Source organism: Dyella sp. 01N36 (assembly GCF_056399745.1).
The window spans coordinates 1-17,816 of the sequence record NZ_JBFTRY010000069.1 but is presented as its reverse complement, the minus strand read 5'-3'; the positions used below and the strand labels follow the sequence as shown (position 1 = coordinate 17,816).

General features: G+C 62.5%; 11 protein-coding genes and 2 tRNA genes. 2 read left to right on the top strand and 11 right to left on the bottom strand.

Annotation, left to right across the window (positions count from 1 at the left end):
* Positions 1 to 107: 107 nt before the first annotated feature.
* Entirely contained in the window at positions 108 to 635 is a 528-nt protein-coding gene (gene infC, locus AC1DMG_RS12450; protein WP_338069387.1) for a translation initiation factor IF-3, read from the bottom strand.
* Between the two features lie 45 nt (positions 636 to 680).
* Positions 681 to 2,582, bottom strand: a complete 1,902-nt coding sequence (gene thrS, locus AC1DMG_RS12445) for a threonine--tRNA ligase (RefSeq protein WP_477177995.1) — start codon at positions 2,580 to 2,582, stop codon at positions 681 to 683.
* A 398-nt stretch (positions 2,583 to 2,980) separates the two neighbouring features.
* Between thrS and AC1DMG_RS12440 the strand changes: the two genes are divergently transcribed.
* Entirely contained in the window at positions 2,981 to 3,994 is a 1,014-nt protein-coding gene (locus AC1DMG_RS12440; RefSeq protein ID WP_477177994.1) for an NAD-dependent epimerase, read from the top strand.
* A 106-nt stretch (positions 3,995 to 4,100) separates the two neighbouring features.
* Here the strand turns inward: AC1DMG_RS12440 and AC1DMG_RS12435 are convergent, their stop codons facing one another.
* The 3 genes from AC1DMG_RS12435 to uvrB all read right to left on the bottom strand — a co-directional run bounded on the left by AC1DMG_RS12435 (position 4,101) and on the right by uvrB (position 6,785).
* Complete coding sequence (locus AC1DMG_RS12435; protein WP_477177993.1) at positions 4,101 to 4,550, bottom strand: CopD family protein; 450 nt, start codon at positions 4,548 to 4,550, stop codon at positions 4,101 to 4,103.
* Between the two features lie 64 nt (positions 4,551 to 4,614).
* A tRNA-Val gene (locus AC1DMG_RS12430) sits at positions 4,615 to 4,689 on the bottom strand.
* Between the two features lie 71 nt (positions 4,690 to 4,760).
* On the bottom strand, positions 4,761 to 6,785 hold the full coding sequence (gene uvrB / locus AC1DMG_RS12425; protein ID WP_441602591.1) for an excinuclease ABC subunit UvrB: 2,025 nt from the start codon (positions 6,783 to 6,785) through the stop codon (positions 4,761 to 4,763).
* A gap of 152 nt (positions 6,786 to 6,937) precedes the next feature.
* Between uvrB and AC1DMG_RS12420 the strand changes: the two genes are divergently transcribed.
* On the top strand, positions 6,938 to 7,498 hold the full coding sequence (locus AC1DMG_RS12420) for a GspH/FimT family pseudopilin (RefSeq protein ID WP_477177992.1): 561 nt from the start codon (positions 6,938 to 6,940) through the stop codon (positions 7,496 to 7,498).
* On the opposite strand, the gene AC1DMG_RS12415 is transcribed toward AC1DMG_RS12420, so the two are convergent.
* From AC1DMG_RS12415 to olsF, 6 genes are all read right to left on the bottom strand, one after another.
* On the bottom strand, positions 7,495 to 7,833 hold the full coding sequence (locus tag AC1DMG_RS12415; RefSeq protein ID WP_477177991.1) for a hypothetical protein: 339 nt from the start codon (positions 7,831 to 7,833) through the stop codon (positions 7,495 to 7,497). The genes AC1DMG_RS12420 and AC1DMG_RS12415 overlap by 4 nt on opposite strands.
* Before the next feature lie 232 nt (positions 7,834 to 8,065).
* A tRNA-Asn gene (locus AC1DMG_RS12410) sits at positions 8,066 to 8,142 on the bottom strand.
* A gap of 65 nt (positions 8,143 to 8,207) precedes the next feature.
* Positions 8,208 to 9,620: a nucleotide 5'-monophosphate nucleosidase PpnN gene (gene ppnN, locus AC1DMG_RS12405; protein WP_477180568.1), complete on the bottom strand. Its 1,413-nt coding sequence runs from the start codon at positions 9,618 to 9,620 to the stop codon at positions 8,208 to 8,210.
* Between the two features lie 174 nt (positions 9,621 to 9,794).
* Complete coding sequence (locus tag AC1DMG_RS12400; RefSeq protein WP_441602587.1) at positions 9,795 to 13,112, bottom strand: TonB-dependent receptor; 3,318 nt, start codon at positions 13,110 to 13,112, stop codon at positions 9,795 to 9,797.
* 329 nt (positions 13,113 to 13,441) lie between these two features.
* A complete protein-coding gene (locus AC1DMG_RS12395) occupies positions 13,442 to 15,871 on the bottom strand; it encodes a TonB-dependent receptor (RefSeq protein WP_477177989.1) in 2,430 nt (809 codons plus the stop codon).
* Positions 15,872 to 16,340: 469 nt separating this feature from the next.
* The coding region (gene olsF / locus AC1DMG_RS12390) for a bifunctional ornithine lipid synthase OlsF (protein WP_477180567.1) at positions 16,341 to 17,816 on the bottom strand (1,476 nt) is incomplete at its 5' end.

The window sequence follows — 17,816 nt, the reverse complement described above, 5'->3', positions numbered from 1 at the left end:
GCCCCTCACCCTGCCCGCTCCCCGGCGGGGAGAGGGAAAAGCCGGCTTCGGTTCGGAGCTTCGGCGGCCCCAGAAGAAAAAAGCGGCCCTCAGGCCGCTTTTTTCGATTACTGCTTCTTCTTGGGGCCGATCATCATGACCATCTGACGACCTTCCAGGCGGGGGAAGGACTCCACCACGCCGTTCTCGCCCACGTCTTCCTGGATCTTCTTGGCCAGGTTCTGGCCCAGGTCCTGGTGAGACATTTCGCGGCCGCGGAAGCGGATGGTCACCTTGACCTTGTCGCCTTCCTCGAGGAAGCGAAGCATGTTGCGCAGCTTGATCTGGTAGTCGCCCACGTCCGTGACCGGACGGAACTTCACTTCCTTGATCTCGACCTGCTTCTGCTTCTTCTTGGCCGCCTGAGCCTTCTTCTGGGCTTCGAACTTGAACTTGCCGTAGTCCATGATGCGGCAGACCGGCGGATCGCCGTTCGGCTGGATCTCGACCAGGTCCATGCCCGCTTCTTGTGCCAAGGCCAGTGCCTCGTCACGGGTAAGGATGCCTAGCTGTTCCGAATCTGCGCCGATCACGCGTACGCGCGGGACGCGGATCTCAAGGTTACGGCGGTTGCCCTTTGTGTCGGTGGTAGCGATACCACAATCCTCCAGAAGAGTTCTTAAAAGTGCCGGCCCGCGCGCTTAGCGACGGGTCTCGGCTTCCAGGCGTTCGATCAATGCGACCAGCGGCATGCTGCCTAGGTCCTCGCCCGAACGCGTACGCACGGATACTGCCCCCGATTCCTTCTCGCGATCTCCGACCACCAGCAGGTAAGGGACTTTCTGCATCGTATGTTCGCGGATTTTATAGCCGACCTTCTCATTGCGCAAATCGGCGTGTACGCGGAAACCTTTATCGACAAGGGTTTGCGTCACTTCGCGGACATAGTCGGCCTGGGCGTCCGTAATACTGAACACGTCGGCCTGCACCGGCGCCAGCCAGGTCGGCAACAGACCGGCATGATGCTCGATCAGGATGCCGATGAAACGCTCCATCGAGCCCACTATGGCACGATGCAGCATCACCGGGTGACGACGTTGTGAATTCTCGTCCACATATTCGGCGCCCAGGCGCTCGGGCATCATGAAGTCCACTTGCATGGTGCCCACCTGCCAGGCACGGCCGATGGAATCCTTCATGTGGTACTCGATTTTCGGACCGTAGAAAGCACCCTCGCCCGGCAGCTCTTCCCACTGCACGCCGGCCGCACCCAAGGCGGCGCGCAGCGCGTCTTCGGCGCGATCCCACACCTCGTCGCTGCCGATGCGCTTGTCGGGACGCAGCGCGATCTTCAGTGCGATGTCCTCGAAGCCGAAGTCACCGTAGACCTTCATGGCCTGCTGATGGAAGGCCGTCACCTCGGATTCGATCTGCGCTTCCGTGCAGAACACGTGGCCGTCGTCCTGCGTGAAGGCGCGCACGCGCATGATGCCGTGCAGYGCGCCCGAGGGCTCATTGCGATGGCAGGCRCCGAACTCGCCGTAGCGCACCGGCAGGTCGCGGTAGCTGTGCAGGGACGTGTTGAAGATCTGCACATGGCCCGGGCAGTTCATCGGCTTGAGGGCGTACGTGTGCTTCTCCGACTCGGTGAAGAACATGTTTTCCTGGTAGTTGTCCCAGTGGCCGGACTTCTTCCACAGCGACACGTCCAGCACCTGCGGGCAGCGCACTTCCTGGTAGCCGCTCTGGCGATACACGCGGCGCATGTATTGCTCCACCTGCTGCCAGATGGCCCAGCCCTTGGGGTGCCAGAACACCATGCCCGGGCCCTCTTCCTGCTGATGGAAGAGATCCAGCGCCTTGCCGATCTTGCGATGGTCGCGCTTTTCGGCTTCTTCCAGCTGGTGCAGGTAGGCCTTCAGATCCTTGTCGTTGAGCCACGCCGTGCCGTAGATGCGCGTCAGCATCGCGTTGTTCGAATCGCCACGCCAGTAAGCGCCGGCGACCTTCATCAGCTTGAACGCGCGCAGCTTGCCCGTGTTCGGCACATGCGGGCCGCGGCAGAGATCGGTGAAATCGCCCTGCGAATACAGCGACAATTCCTCGTTGGCCGGGATGCTCTGGATGATCTCGGCCTTGTATTCCTCGCCCATGCCACGGAAGAAGCTCACTGCCTCATCGCGCGACTTCACGCTGCGCGTCACCGGCAGCGCTTCCTTGACGATTTTCTCCATCTCCGCCTCGATCTTGACCAGATCGTCGGGCGTGAACGGGCGCTCATAGGCAAAGTCGTAATAGAAGCCGTTGTCGATCACCGGACCGATGGTGACCTGCGCACCCGGATACAGGCGCTGCACGGCCTGCGCCAGCAGGTGCGCCGTGGAGTGACGCAGGATGTCCAGCGCCTCCGGGCTCTTCTCGGTGACGATCTCGAGGCTGGCGTTGTGGTCGATCGGGAAACTGGCATCCACCAGCTTGCCGTCCACCTTGCCCGCCAGGGTGGCCTTGGCCAGACCGGCGCCGATCGAGGCTGCCACGTCCTGCACCGTCACCGGATGATCAAACGGCCGCTTGCTGCCGTCGGGTAGCGTGATTTCAATCATGTTCGCACCTAAAAAAAGACGCCCAGAAGAACGTGCTCAATTTAAAGAACCCACCCTCGATAGCCGATTCCACCGGCCACCAACAAAGCGTGCTCTTAGTTGAAAAGTCCGGCCATGGATGGCTGGTTTTGCTCTTGCCTGCCTGGATGGMAGGCAAAAATAAAGAGCGCCACGCGCCCTTCTTGTCGAACAAGGCGTGGCTTGAGTCAGCGCTGGAGGGTCGTAGTTGCCATGTCACACGCTAGACCGACGCTTGAGGCGTGGGCCACCTTGTCTCCGGACGGGTACAGTCAGGACGCTAGTTTAGCCTATCCGTCGATGTCAAATCTGCTATTGCCGACGCTGTCTCAATATCGGCAGCGATAGAATGCCCGCCTCCTCGAACACCGGCTATTCGCATGCGCATTCTCGTCACCGGCACCGCCGGCTTCATCGGCTCGGCCTTGGCCGAGCGCTTGCTGGCGCGTGGCGACGAGGTGTATGGCATCGACAATCACAACGACTACTACGACTCGACGCTCAAGGAAGCCAGGCTCGCCCGCTTCGCCGACCACCACAACTACACGCATCTGCGTGCCGATCTGGCTGATGCAGCGGCCGTGAATAGCGCCTTTGGCGAGTTCCGCCCGCAACGCGTGGTCAACCTCGCCGCCCAGGCCGGCGTGCGCTATTCACTGAAAAACCCGCAAGCCTACGTGCAGAGCAACCTGGTGGGTTTCGTCAACATCCTGGAGGCCTGCCGCCACGGCAAGGTCGAGCATCTGGTGTATGCGTCATCCAGCTCAGTCTATGGTGCCAACCGCAAGCTGCCGTTCGCCATCGAAGATGCCGTAGACCATCCGGTCAGCCTGTACGCGGCAAGCAAGAAAGCCAACGAGCTGATGGCGCATACGTATAGCCATCTGTACGACCTGCCGACCACCGGCCTGCGGTTTTTCACGGTGTACGGCCCGTGGGGCCGGCCGGATATGTCGCCCATGCTGTTTGCCGATCGCATCAGCCGCGGCGAGCCCATCGATGTCTACAACTACGGCAACCATAGCCGCGATTTCACCTATGTCGACGACATCGTGGAAGGCGTGATCCGCACGCTCGATCACGTCGCCCTGCCCGATGCGGCATACGACGCGCTAGCCCCGAGCCCAGGCACGTCCAGCGCGCCGTATCGCGTCTACAACATCGGCAACGATCAGCCGGTGCAGTTGCTGCACTTCATCGAGCTGATGGAGCGCAATCTCGGGCGCACGGTCGAGAAGCGCCTGCTACCAATGCAGCCGGGCGATGTGGCCGATACGTGGGCCGATGTTTCCGCGCTGCGACGTGACGTGGGTTATGCGCCGAATACCTCGATCGAAGACGGCGTGGCGCGGTTTGTGGCCTGGTATCGGGAATATTTCCAGCAGGAGCAATGAGCGATGTTCGTTGTGGGAGCGCACCCTGTGCGCGACTGGCGTTCGGTCAGACCGCGGCGCCTGTCGCGCACAAGGTGCGCTCCCACAGAAACCCGCGGACGCTCGATCAGAACGGCTTGGCAATCACCAGGAAAACGATGCCCAGCAAGACCAGCACGGGCAGCTCGTTCATGATGCGCAGCGTCTTCGACGACGGCAGCGTCCCGCCGTTCTCACTGCGCTTGAGCAAGCGCCCAGTCCAGATGAAGTACGCCAGCATCAGCGCGACCAGGGTCAGCTTGGCATCGATCCAGTGCAGCGAGGCCACGACGTTGGGCAGTGTCTGGGGAAACAGCCGCCAGCCCTCCCACAGGGCCAGCCCGAACAGGAAGGCGATGCCGAACATGTGGTGCCCGAAACGGTAGAGCCGCCGCCCCATCAGCAGCAGGCGCGCCTTTACGACCGGCTCGTCTCCGGACTCGGCGATATTCACAAGGATGCGCGGCAGGTAGAACACCGTTGCCATCCAGGCAATGACGAACACGACATGGAAGCTCTTGATCCAAAGGTACGTCATCGACCGGCTCCTTCAGCGCAAAAAGAAACGGCGCGACCCAAAGGCCACGCCGTTTCATCGGTATTGGTGGGCGGTACAAGGATCGAACTTGTGACCCCTACCATGTCAAGGTAGTGCTCTACCGCTGAGCTAACCGCCCGGTTCTCGCCCGGCATGCCGTGCGAGCCGCGCAGTTTACACATTTCGTGAGGCCGGGACAACTATCCGGCCTCAACGAGCCACCCGTTCCTGCAACTGGTGGATCTGGTCGCGCAGCCGGGCCGCCTCCTCGAATTCCAGGTTTTCGGCGTGCTTGTACATCTGCGCCTCGAGCTTCTTGATCATCGCCGAGGCCTGGTCCCCGCTCAGAGCGGCGTACTGGGCGCCTTGCTCTGCCACAGCGGCGCTCTGGCGGTCGCTGCGACGGCCGCGACCACGTGACGCAGTCTCGCTGCGGGCCCCTTCCATGATGTCCGCGATACGGCGCACCACCGACTGCGGCGTGATGCCGTGGGCCTCGTTATAGGCCTGCTGCTTCTCGCGACGGCGGGCGGTCTCGTCCATGGCCGCCTGCATCGAGCGGGTGATGTTGTCAGCGTAAAGAATCGCCTTGCCGCGCAGGTTGCGTGCCGCGCGACCAATGGTCTGGATGAGCGAACCGGTCGAACGCAGGAAGCCTTCCTTGTCGGCGTCGAGAATCGCCACCAGCGAGACCTCGGGCATGTCCAGGCCCTCGCGCAACAGGTTGATGCCTACCAGCACATCGAACTCGCCCAGGCGCAGATCGCGGATGATTTCCACGCGCTCCACCGTTTCGATATCCGAATGCAGATAACGCACCTTGACGTTGTGCTCATTCAAATATTCGGTGAGGTTTTCGGCCATGCGCTTGGTCAGCGTGGTGACCAGCACGCGGTCGCCCATCGCCACGCGCTTGTGCACCTCGCCCAGCAGGTCGTCGACCTGGGTGCGCACCGGGCGCACTTCCACCTCCGGATCGATCAGGCCGGTCGGACGCACCACCAGTTCCACCACGGCATCGCCGGACTTCTGCAATTCATAGTCGCGCGGCGTGGCCGATACATAGATCGAACGCGGCGCGCGCGCCTCCCACTCCTCGAAACGCAGCGGACGATTATCCATTGCCGACGGCAGACGGAAACCGAATTCGACCAGTGTCTCCTTGCGCGAGCGGTCGCCCTTGTACATGGCGCCGAGCTGGGGAATGGTGACGTGCGATTCGTCGACCACCAGCAACGCATCGGCCGGCAGATAGTCGAACAAGGTCGGCGGCGGTTCGCCGGGGCCGCGGCGCGTGAGATGGCGCGAGTAGTTCTCGATGCCCTGGCAGTAGCCGACCTCGGCCATCATTTCGATGTCGAAACGCGTGCGCTGATCCAGGCGCTGCGCCTCGACCAGTTTGTTGTCCTTGTACAGCTGCTCCAGCCGCTCTTTGAGCTCGACCTTGATGGTCTCGATCGCGTTCAGCACGCTCTCGCGCGTACTCGCATAGTGCGTGCGCGGATACACGGTGTAGCGCGGCACCTTGCGGATGGTGTCGCCGGTGAGCGGATCGAACAGCGACATGTTTTCCACTTCGCCGTCGAACAGCTCGATGCGCAGCGCTTCGGTTTCCGATTCGGCGGGAAACACATCGATGATTTCGCCACGCACGCGATACGTACCGCGGCGCAGCTCCATCTCATTGCGCGTGTACTGCAGTTCCGTCAGCTGGCGAATCAAGGCGCGTTGATCGATGCGCTCACCCTTGGCCAGGATCAGCCGCAGCGAGAGATAGTCTTCCGGATCGCCGAGGCCGTAGATCGCCGACACGGTGGCGACGATGATCGAATCCTTGCGCGACAGCAGCGCCTTGGTGGCCGCCAGTCGCATCTGCTCGATGTGGTCGTTGATCGAAGCGTCTTTCTCGATGAAGGTATCCGACGCCACCACGTAGGCTTCGGGCTGGTAGTAGTCGTAGTAGCTGACGAAGTATTCCACCGCGTTGTGCGGAAAGAATTCCTTGAACTCGCCGTACAGCTGCGCCGCCAGGGTCTTGTTCGGCGCCATCACGATGGTCGGCCGCTGCACCTGCTGGATCACGTTGGCAATCGTGTAGGTCTTGCCTGAGCCGGTAACGCCCAGCAGCGTCTGCGCCGCCAGGCCGGCCTCGAAGCCTTCGGAAAGTTTGCGGATGGCCTCGGGCTGGTCGCCGGAGGGCTGGTAGGGCGAGACGAGTTCGAAGCGGTCAGTCATGGCTCTCTACATGCGGTCGCGACGGGGCATTTTAAATTGCCCTGCTGACAGGGCCTGTCAGCAGGCTACGACAGGGGTCCTTGGCGGCCGATGACTGGAGCGCCCGTCGGCTCTGGTTAGGCTGATCGTTTCCGAGACGCAGGAGGCGGCCCATGGACAGGAGTCGGCAAGGCTACCAGCCACGGAGCAGTGCGGGGTTTACGCTGCTTGAAAGTATCGTTGTGATGGTCGTGGTCGCCCTGATGGTGGCGGTCGCCGTTCCCGCGCTGGGGCGGATGCTGGGGCGATACCAGCTCAACACGGCCCAGCTCGACCTGGTCGCCTCGCTCCAGCATGCGCGCAGCCTGGCAGTGAGCAGCGGGCGTCCGAAGCTGCTCTGCCCCTCCTCGGATGGACGGCAATGCGCCGGCGACACGCATTGGGAACGCGGCTGGGCCGTCGGCAATTATCGCAGCGGCAACGCCGATCAGCTGGACGGCTCGCCCAAGCTGGCAAGCGGCGGCTACAAGCGCACGACCATGCACATCATGTCGGACCGCAAGAGCATCCGCTTCCAACCCACGGGCAGCGCCGGTGGCAGCCCCGCGACGTTCACGCTATGCCGCAAGGGGCATGCAGAAGATGCGCTGGCCCTCACAGTCTCCAACGTCGGGCGCGTGACCGGCGCTACCGCGAAGGCGGACGCCGCCACGATTTGTGCGGCCAGCAACTAGAGGCACGCCTTGGCGGAGTCGCGATAGGCGCGCATGGCCAAAACCGCCAGCCGCTCGTACAGCACCACCTCGGCGCCCTGCACCTTGCTGTGGATCACTAGCAGCTCTTCCACGCTCGTGGTGTTGTTGGCCACCACCACCTGCAAGGTCGTCGGCGTTTCGACGATGTGCGCCGTGGGCGAAAGCGCCTGCCAACGCGATTGCACGCAGGCCGCATAGGTCGAATCGAGTTTGCTCGTGCTGGCCTGGAAGGTGGGTTTGTTGTGGCTGATATCGCCAGTGCTCGCGCAGCCTGCCAGGCCGATAGCGCCGAAGGTCAGCAACCAACTGCGCATCAGGCTCTCCCCTTCCGATGATGACGAAGTGCAACAGGTTCGCGACCCAACCAAACCACGGTCAACACTGAACCCAGCGACGACATGCGCCGCACTCAAGCCCTTCCGATCTTCATCGTCAGCAGGTGTACCCGATGTGGACGCTCGCAAGCGCTCGGCAATCAGGAACCCTTGAGACAGCCCTGAGCCGGGCATAAAAAAACCCCGCCAATCGGCAGGGTTTTCTTGAATATGGCGCCCGAAGTTGGACTCGAACCAACGACCCCCTGATTAACAGTCAAGTGCTCTAACCGGCTGAGCTATTCGGGCGGGGTGAGCTGGATAGTTTGAATATCCAGCCCTGGTCTGTCAAGCCATGCGGCTCTCAAAAACCCTCAGGCGGCGCGGGCGCCGGTGAGCACCCGGTAGCAGGGCACGTAGGCCGTGCCGCCCGGGAGTTTCATGCGGTCCTGGGCCACGAAGGCCTTCAGCAGCTCGTCCAGCGAGGCCATGATGTCGRCGTCGCCATCGATGTCGAACGGGCCGTACTTTTCGATGGCGCGCAGACCCTCTTCCTTCACGTTGCCGGCGACGATGCCGGAGAACGCGCGACGCAGGTCGGCGGCCAGTTCATGGCGCGGACGATCGCGGTGGATGGCCAGCGAGCGCATGGCCTCATGGGTTGGGCGGAACGGCAGCTGGAACGCATAMGGGATGTTGAGCGACCAGTTGAAGAAGAACGCGTCCTTGGTGTCCAGGCGATGGTTGCGCACCTTGTCGATGCCGCGAACCATGGCGCGCGCCACGGCGGCCGGGTCGTCCACGATGATCTGGTAGTGATGGGTCACGCTCTCGCCCAGGGTCAGGCGCAGGAAGTGGTCGATCTGCTCGAAGTACGCGGCCGACTGCTTGGGACCGGTGAGGATCAGCGGGAACGGCACGCCGGCATTGTCCGGATGCAGCAGGATGCCGAGCAGATAAAGGATTTCTTCGGCCGTGCCCACGCCACCCGGGAACACGATGATGCCGTGGCCCATGCGCACGAACGCTTCGAGACGCTTCTCGATGTCCGGCATGATCACCAGGTGATTGACGATCGGGTTCGGCGATTCGGCCGCGATGATGCCCGGCTCGGTGATGCCGATATAGCGGTTGCTGCGGCGACGCTGCTTGGCGTGCGCAATCGTGGCGCCCTTCATCGGGCCCTTCATGGCGCCCGGGCCGCAACCCGTGCAGATGTCCATGCCGCGCAGGCCGAGCTGGTAGCCCACCTGCTTGGTGTACTCGTACTCGTCGCGCGAAATCGAATGGCCACCCCAGCACACCACCAGGTTCGGGTCGATCTGCGGCTTGAGGATGCGTGCGTTGCGCAGGATCTCGAACACCACGTGGGTCAGGCCCACGCTGTCGTCCAGATCGAAATTGCCCTGCTCCATCTGGGTGGACACATAGACGATGTCGCGCATCACGGCGACCAGCAGCTCGTTGATGCCGCGAATGATCTGGCCATCCACGAACGCCTGCGCCGGCGCGTGCGTGAGCTCGATCTTGATGCCGCGATCCTGCTGCAGCACCTGGATGTCGAAATCGGGGAACTGTTCGAGGATGGAGCGCGGATCGTCGCTCATGTTGCCCGAGGTGAGCACGGCCAGCGCGCAGCGGCGCAGCAAGGCGTGCAGGCCCGAACCGCTGGCGTCGCGCAGGCGCGCCACTTCGTTGCGGGACAGGATATCCAGGCCGCCGGCGGGCGAAATGCGCGCGCTCACGGTGGCGGGTCGGCCGGACTTTCCGGCTTGAATCTCGTTCATYGAACCATTCTCCTCGCCGCGCCCTCGCGGCTCGTACGTCCGTGCAAAACGCGGCGGACCGCGTAGCTTCCCGCGCCGGGCATGGCAGGGTCAAGCCGTCGGCGTTGCGTCCATTAATAAAAAAGCCGGCGCCCGAGGGCGCCGGCCAGGTTCAAACATCGCAAACAACTGCGCTTAGAAGGCGTATTTCACCGTCAGCAGCACCGACCAGCGCTGGGCGAGGTCGTCGTTGTTGTTGATATAGGTCGGGATCGGCAGCGGCTGGTAGCCACCACCCTGGTTGTAGGTGGTGCACGAGGCCTTGCCACCGCAATCGATGTTGTAGATGTACTTGCCCGTCTTCGGGTCGACACCGGCGTAATCGGCCAGGGCACGGCCACCCGGGAACGCCACGCGCTTCTCGATACCCCAATGCTTGTTCAGCAGGTTCGTGAAGTTGTAGACGTCGAAACGGATGATGCCCTTGTTGCCCTTGAAGATGCCCGGGATTTCCTGGCTGAAGCTCAGGTCGATCTGGTTGAGCCAGCCGGCGCGGTCGCCATTGCGCTTGGCCACTTCACCCTGGTGATCCTTCAGGTAGTCGTTCTTCTGGATGTTCGCCCAGAACTGATCGATCAGCGTCTGGTTGGTACCCGGACGGAACTCGACTTCACCCGGACGCGGGATGTAGACCAGGTCGTTGGTGTAGCCGTCGCCGTTGGCGTCATTGCCGAACGTCCAGCTGTACGGGGACGCGGAGTGACCGTCATAGAAGATGCTCGCGCTGGTGGCGTAGTCGCCCCAGAAGCGATGCTGCCAGTTGAGCGAGGCGATCACGCGACGCGGCACCGAGTAGTTCGAGGTGCTGGCCACGTTTTCGTTCGAGTTGTAGACGTAGTTGTTGCTGTAGTTCGAGTTGGCGACCGAGGACGTGCCCGGGTTCACTTCGGTCGAACGGCTCCAGGTGAAGCCGATCATGCCCGACCACTCTTCCGAGAACGGCTTCTTCAGCGACAGCGCGATGCTGTCGGCGCTGCCCTTGCCGGTGTTGGCGAGGTTGATCATCTGACCGGAGAACGCCGGGTTGGCATTCTTGCGCGGACCCGGCTTGGTCGTCGCGGGATCGGTCAGCGCGGCGTAGTAGGTGCTGCGGCCGTCCGGCAGCATGCCGGTCGGGGCGCCCAGGTTCACGTTCTGGAACCAGATCGCATCGCGCTGGTCGATGTGCTCCCAGTCAGCCGTGGCGATCAGGCCGTACCAGGGCAGCTCGCGGTCGACGCCGAGGCTGAACTTCCACGCGGTCGGGATGTTCCAGTCCTTGGAGATGGTGTTGACCGTCATCTGGCCAGCACCGACCGGGCCGTTGTTCTGGTTATGCGGATCGGCGCTGAACGGCGGCAAGTTGACGTTGCACGGCGGCGACTGGGTCGGACCGCAGTTGAACTGCGTCTGGGTCACGCCGGAGTTGGAGAAGATATTGCCCAGCCACACGGCCGGCTGGTTGGTCACGAACAGGCCCGCGCCACCGCGCAGCTGCGTCATGCGCTCGGTGTTGAACGCATAGTTGAACGACATGCGCGGCTGCACCACGCGATGGCCGTTGATGGTGTACTGGTTGGTCTGGCCGAAGCCGCCAGCCGCCGCACCCGTCTTCGGGTTGATCGTCGCCGGAGCTGCGTAGGCAGCGTTGTACAACGGCTTGTCGTCCATCAGCGGCACGTCGACGCGCACGCCGTACTGCAGCGACAGGTTGTTGGTCACCTGCCAGGTGTCCTGCAGGAAGATGCCCCACTGCGTGAGGTTGTAGTTCGCGGCGACGTCGCCCAGGCCCAGGGTGCCGGCCGGACGGTTGTAGCGATACTGGTAGTACAGGCCCTTGGCGAAGTTATCCAGACCCGTGGTGCCCTTGGGGCCCGGGACTTCTTCGAAGATGTAGCTGCCGTAGTAGTTCTGCAGGAACAAGTTGTAGTACTTGCCCTTTTCGTAATCGAAGCCACCCTTCACGGTGTGGTCGCCGAGATACAAAGTGCCGGCCCAGGCTGCGTCGAGCGTCTTCACCTTCAGCACGTTTGCCTGGCTGGAGTACTCGGTGCCGAACTCGATCGCCGGACCACCAAACGCCACCGGATAAACCGTGACGTCCGGCATCGCCACGCCGTTGTACGGGCCGCGGTTCTGGTCGAAGTTGGCGTACGACAAGGTGGTGTCGGTCGAGAAGATTTCCGACCAGTCGTCGTAGAAGTGCAGCGCGTAGCTCTTGTTGTCGACGTTGGTGTTGTACCAGCCGCTGGACAGCACGAGCTTGGTGGTGCTGCCGGTGATGATCGGCTTCTCTTCCTTGGTCTCGCTATAGGTGAAGCTCGCGCGATGGTTGTCGGCGATGTTCCAGTCGATCTTGGCGAGGTAACGCTTGTCCTGCAGGTTGGAGTTGCCGCCGCCCACCGAACCGATGTCGGTCAGGCCGTACTTGGCGGCGATGTCGCGCACCTGCTGCACCTGCTGGTTGGTCAGGCCCTTGATCGGCGTCGCGGCGCCGGAATCCTGCGGACCGTAGGGGCTGCCCGAACCGACCTGCTCGCTCTTTTCATACGAGGCAAAGAAGAACAGCTTGTCCTTGATGATCGGACCGCCCACGGTGCCGCCGGCCGTCCACTGGCGATTGAAGCCGGCGTACGGCTTGTCCAGCTCGTTGTCACCGATCATGTCGGTGTTCTGGAACGCGTAGTAGACCGAGCCGTGGAAGTCGTTGGTACCGCTCTTGGTCACGGCGTTGACGTTGGCGCCGATGCCGCGACGGGTGGCCACGTCGTAGTTGGCCGTCGAGATGTTGTATTCCTCGATGGTGTCCTGCGAGATCGGCGTGCCCAGCGTCGGCAGGCCGTTCGCGTTCAGGCCGAACGGATCGTTCGCGCTGACCGAGTCGACGGTGATGTTGTTGTAGCGGCTGTTCTGGCCGACGGCCGAGATTTCTCCACGGGCGCGGTCGGTGATCACCACGCGGGGATCAAGGCGGACCACGTTCTGGATCGAGCGACCCGGGGTCGGCGTGGCATCGAGCTCACGACGCGACACGTTGGTCGACAGGCCCTTGTTGTCCGGGGTGAAGGTCTGCGACAGCGTGTTGGCCGAGACGGTCACGCCGCTGAGGTTCTGCGCGTTAGCCGTATCGGCGGTCACGCCCATGGTCAGGTTGACCGCGGTGTCCTGGGCCAGCTGCAGGTACACATTGTCCTGCTCGCTCTGGGTGCCGTCCTTGGACACCTTCACGTCGAACGGGCCGCCCACGCGCAGGCCCTGAGCCGAGTAACGGCCGGCCGCGTCAGTGGTGGTGGTCTTGGTGGTGCCCGAGGGCTCATGCACGATCTGCACGGTGGCGCCGGCGATCGGCTGGCCGCTGCCGTCAACGATGCGGCCGCTGATGGAAGACGAGGTGTCCTGGGCCAGCACCGGAGCCGTGGCGAGCAAGCCCGCAATCGCCAATGGCAGCAATTTCGTACGCAACGAATGGTTCATCGAGATTCAACCCCTTAAGAAAGTCGCAAAAAAGGCATGGGACCAGACCGAAGGAGTCCCATGCCCCCTCGCCACCGTCTTAAGTGACTGATTCCCTAAATTATTTTGATTCGTCCGGGACCGCCCCGCAGGGGCCGTCGACCGCAACTCATCACGACGAATGTAACCGCATTATATTACAATTTCGTAACTTTTTGACGAAATACTCACACTTCTTGCGTGCTCTTCTTACGCTTGGCGTAAGTTATTGATGCCTGAACATTTCCTCGGGCACAAAAAAACCGGCGCCTCGCGGCGCCGGTTTCGGGGTACTGCTTAAGCCGTTCGACTTAGAAGAACGAGATGCCGAAGGTGACCATGTAGGTGCGGTCTTCCAGCAGCGAGTAGTACGGCGCCGAGGTGAACAGCGTACCGCCCGTGTTGACGTCCTTGATCGTGTTGCCCGGATTGCTGGCCAGGAACGCGCCGATGTTGTTGGCGTTGGTCAGCGCACGCTTGTTGGTCAGGTTGAACACGTTGAGCTTGATGTACGGGTTGCGCAGCCAGGTGGCGAAGTCGGAGAACTTCCAGCCGGCGTTCAAGTTGAACACGGTGTAGCCGCCCACCTGTTCGGTGTTGGACCAGTCGCCCCAGATCGGACCGCGGTACTTGGCGTCCAGGGTGGCCCAGAACGGACCGTGGTCGTAGCCCAGGCGCACATAGCCCGAGTTCTTCGGCGTGTTGAGGAAGGTCTTGCCTTCGGTCGGGTAGGTGCCGTCGCCGAAGGTGTTGACGTTACCGTCGAGGATCGCCTTCTGGTACGAGTAGTTGCCGTACAGGGTCCAGTCTTCGGCGAACTTGTAGCTGCCTTCGGCGGTGATGCCGCGCATGTGCATCTTCGGCAGGTTCAGGTACACCGTCTGGCCGGAGTTGACGTCGTAGCCCGAGATCTGCTTGTTGACCAGGTGCGACTCGTACGCGTCGACGTTGGCCGAGAAGTGATCGGCATAGAAGCGCCAGCCCAGGTCGACCGTGGTGGCCTCTTCCGGCTTGGCCTGATAGGTACCGGCCGCAGCGTTGGCGAGGTTCTTCGGGTTGTCCGCCACGGCAACGTTCTGCAGCAGCGAGCCATTGATCGGTGCACGGTAGGTGCGGCCGGCGCCGATGTAGAACTGGTTCTGGTCGTCGAGCTGGTACTTCACGCCAGCAGTCGGGCTGACCTTGTGATAGGTCGCTTCAGCCGTGCCGCCGAACTGGTTGGTCTTGGCAGTGGGAGTGCTGTAGCTGCCCCAGTTCTCGTAGTCGTAACCGGCACGGTCTTCCCACAGGTACGCCGCGCCGACCGTGATGGTCCACTTGTCGTTCGGCGTCCAGGTGTTGGTGGCGAAGAACTTCTTGATTTCGGAGTTGGTGTACTCACGGTACAGGCGCTGGATCACGCCGTTGGAGTAGCGGATGTAGTTGGAGTCGCCCCAGAAATCGGACGGCTCGCCGCCGACGGCGGGGTTGAAGACTTCCTGCTGCTGCTGGCGGGCACGCTCGTACCAGAAGCCGTATTCCAGGCTGTCGTCCATACCGAAGTCCTGGTTCAACTTGGCGATGACACCGGGACGGTAGGTGAAGGTCTGGCTGACGTCGTAAGCCACCGCGCTGCCGGCGATCTTGCCGTCGCCGTTGAGGTCCTGGTCGGCCACGCCGATCACGTTCTGCGGCACGGTCGATTCGGTGAACTTGTAGCCGCCACCGCCGCCGCCGTTGCCGTACCAGAAGTACGGCACCACCGACAGGCGCAGGCTGTCAGCCAGCTTGAACTCGCCATCGAGGCTGGCCAGCCAGCTGGTGAACGGGTTGGTGTGGAGCTTCCAGTAGTAGGTATCGGTCGGGCTGTAGGGCTCGTCGTAGCTCTGGAAATAACCGCCCGTACGGACCTGGGCCTTGGTCAGGCTGTCATAGCTGTAGTTGCGCTCGCGGTTGTACTGCACCGAACCGGAGATGTAGTTGTTGTCGTCGATCGTCCACAGCGCCTTGCCGTCGACCTTGGTGACGTTCAAGTCGCCCGGGCCGCGCCAGAAATCGGAGGTGTTGTTCGAGTACGACAGCCACGCGCGCACCGGACCGAGGTCGCCGGTATTAAAGCGCAGGAAGGTGCGGCGGTAGTCGTGGTTGCCCAGGCTCTGGGCAAAGTCCAGGCCGGCCGTGTGCGACGGATCGATGGTGACCCAGGAAATGGCGCCACCGGCCGCGCCGGAGATCGGCGTGTCGACGTCCGGATAACCCTGCAGCACGGTGATGTCACCCATGTTCTCGGTGTCGCCGTACTCGGTCGAGTAGACCTTGTAGTTGCCGCTGTCGTTGATCGGCGCGCCGTTGACGGTGGTGCCGATTTCGTCGCTGGTGAAGCCGCGGATCTGGTAGTTGCCGTTGGCCAGGCCGCTGACGTCGTCGGTCGAGGCATTCACGCCCGGGATCGAGTCGATCATCTGCACGAAGGTGCCGCCCGGCGCCGCCTTGACGATGGCATCGCGCGAGATGGTCGAAACCGCCTTCGGAGCCGTCTGCACCGACATCAGGCCATCACCCAGCGACAGGCTCTGCGCCTGCACCGTCACGGTGTCCAGCTGCTGGGCACGCTTGGTGTCGTTGGAGGTGGTGGTGTTGGACGTGCTCGACGGGCCGTTGCGGGTAGCCGGTTCCTTGGTCTGCGGGTTGGTGGCCTGGCCCGAGGTGTCCTGGGCCGAGGCGACACCGGCTGCCATACAAAATACGACAGCAATGGCCATGGAAAGGTGGTTTCGTTTCATCATCGTCATTCCAGAATTGACAAAGTTTTGGAGTCAGCTGCCGCCCCTTAAGGTCGCCAGCAAACCGAGTAGGAAAGTGGAGCGTCGCCCGGCAGAAAGATCTCGCGATTAATCGAAAGATGCTTCGCAAGTCATTGCGTAAAAACGCAATTTCATGCCATTTAACGTAAATTTAAACGTTTCCTCCGGGCGTAAAAAAGCCCGATCGGTAAAAATCGGGCGAAATTACGAAATTAGTTGAAGCTGTTGGTCCAGGCGACGACTAGCCCCTTGCGCCCGACCAACGACGTAAGCTTTGCATAAGTATTTTACAAGAAATTTACCGAAGGATCACGCGAACGCCAAGGCCCGCGCTTTCTCCCCATCCAACGGTCAATCAGTCACCACTGAAATTCTCGTAGGGCGATATCTGGCCGACCGGGAAGGCGTTGGCAGAACCGGACGCCTCTTACTTGCCCAGATAGCGCGCCCGCTTGGCGGGCTTGAGCGTCGCCAGGTCGAGCATGACCAGACCATCCACACAGCCGGAGAAACCCGGATCCTCGCCAAAAGCGAGGAACTGCACACCTTCTGGATCGACCAGATCCACGTACTGGCGATACAGCACCGGCAGGCTGACGCCGAGCGCATCGAGATGATGCTTGAGTTTGCCCAGGCCTGCCGCCGGGTCCAGGCCCGCCAGCGCATCACGCACCAGCTCGATCACCCCCGGCGACACCACGAACGGTTGCCGCGCCGAAGCCAGACCCGGCGCACCAAAGTAATGCTGATGCGCCGCGGCGAYCCATTCGCGCGCCTCGCGCGGAAGCGCAACCGACATGCTCACCGGACCAAACAGGTAACGCAGGTCCGGATGGCGCTGCAGGTACAGACCAATGCCCTGCCACAACTGATCCAGCGCACGCGAACGCCAATAGGCCGGCGCGATAAAGCTGCGTCCCAACTCCAGCCCCTGCGCCAGGCGCGACTCGAGCGCGGGCGAATAGCTGAAGAGACTGGAGGTATACAGCGCCGCCATGCCGCGCTCGCCAATCAGGCGACCGCCGTGGCCGAAACGATAGGAACCGACGATGCGCAGCGCCTTCGGATCCCACAGCACCAGGTGCTCATAATGCGGATCGTAGGCATCGAGGTCGCGTCGTGCGCCCGTGCCCTCGCCCACCTTGCGGAAGGTGAGTTCGCGCAGGCGACCGATCTCGCGCAGCACCGCGCTGTCGGACGCGCCCTTGAACAACAGGATCTGCTTGCCGTCGTTGAGGTCGGCGAGTTTTTCAGCCTGCGCCTGCAGCTCGGCCACCACACGTTCGGTCGGCTCCGGATGCGCCAGCGGCGCCTGGCCGCCAAAGATCAGGCCGCGATGACGCCCCACGCGGTACACGTGGCGACGCATCAACTTGGCCGCGCGCTTCGTCGAATCGCCGCTGTGCTGCTCGAGTTCGTCGGCCGACACCAACTGGCCCACGCTGAAACCGATGCGGCGGCTGGTGGGTGAAATCGCTTCGCGCGGCAGCATCGCCGTGCTGAGCGGCTTGGCCAGCATCGACAAGCCATAGAACATGGCGGAATTGCGCGCGGCGACGTGGATCGGCAGCACCGGCGCACGGCTGCGCTGCGACAGGCGCGCAAATCCATCGGACCAGCGTCCGTCGCTCACGCCCGACGGACTCACGCGCGACACTTCGCCCGCGGGGAAAACGATCAAGGCCTCGCCGTTGTCGAGCGCACGATAAATGTCGCGCATGCGCGAGGCGGCGCCCTTGCCGAACACATCGACCGGCAGCAACAACTTGTGCAGCGGCGGGATCGACATCAGCCAGTCGTTGGCGAGGATGCGCACATCGCTGCGCACCGAGCCGACCATCTGCAGCAGGGTCAGCGCATCGATCATGCCCAAGGGATGGTTGGCGACGATCAGCACGCCGCC

Excerpts from the sequence above, each read along its gene's own strand:
- AC1DMG_RS12440 (WP_477177994.1), top strand. The coding sequence starts at position 2,981 with ATGCGCATTCTCGTCACCGGCACCGCCGGCTTCATCGGCTCGGCCTTG.
- AC1DMG_RS12435 (WP_477177993.1), bottom strand. The coding sequence starts at position 4,550 with ATGACGTACCTTTGGATCAAGAGCTTCCATGTCGTGTTCGTCATTGCC.
- uvrB (WP_441602591.1), bottom strand. The coding sequence starts at position 6,785 with ATGACTGACCGCTTCGAACTCGTCTCGCCCTACCAGCCCTCCGGCGAC.
- AC1DMG_RS12420 (WP_477177992.1), top strand. The coding sequence starts at position 6,938 with ATGGACAGGAGTCGGCAAGGCTACCAGCCACGGAGCAGTGCGGGGTTT.
- AC1DMG_RS12415 (WP_477177991.1), bottom strand. The coding sequence starts at position 7,833 with ATGCGCAGTTGGTTGCTGACCTTCGGCGCTATCGGCCTGGCAGGCTGC.
- AC1DMG_RS12400 (WP_441602587.1), bottom strand. The coding sequence starts at position 13,112 with ATGAACCATTCGTTGCGTACGAAATTGCTGCCATTGGCGATTGCGGGC.
- AC1DMG_RS12395 (WP_477177989.1), bottom strand. The coding sequence starts at position 15,871 with ATGGCCATTGCTGTCGTATTTTGTATGGCAGCCGGTGTCGCCTCGGCC.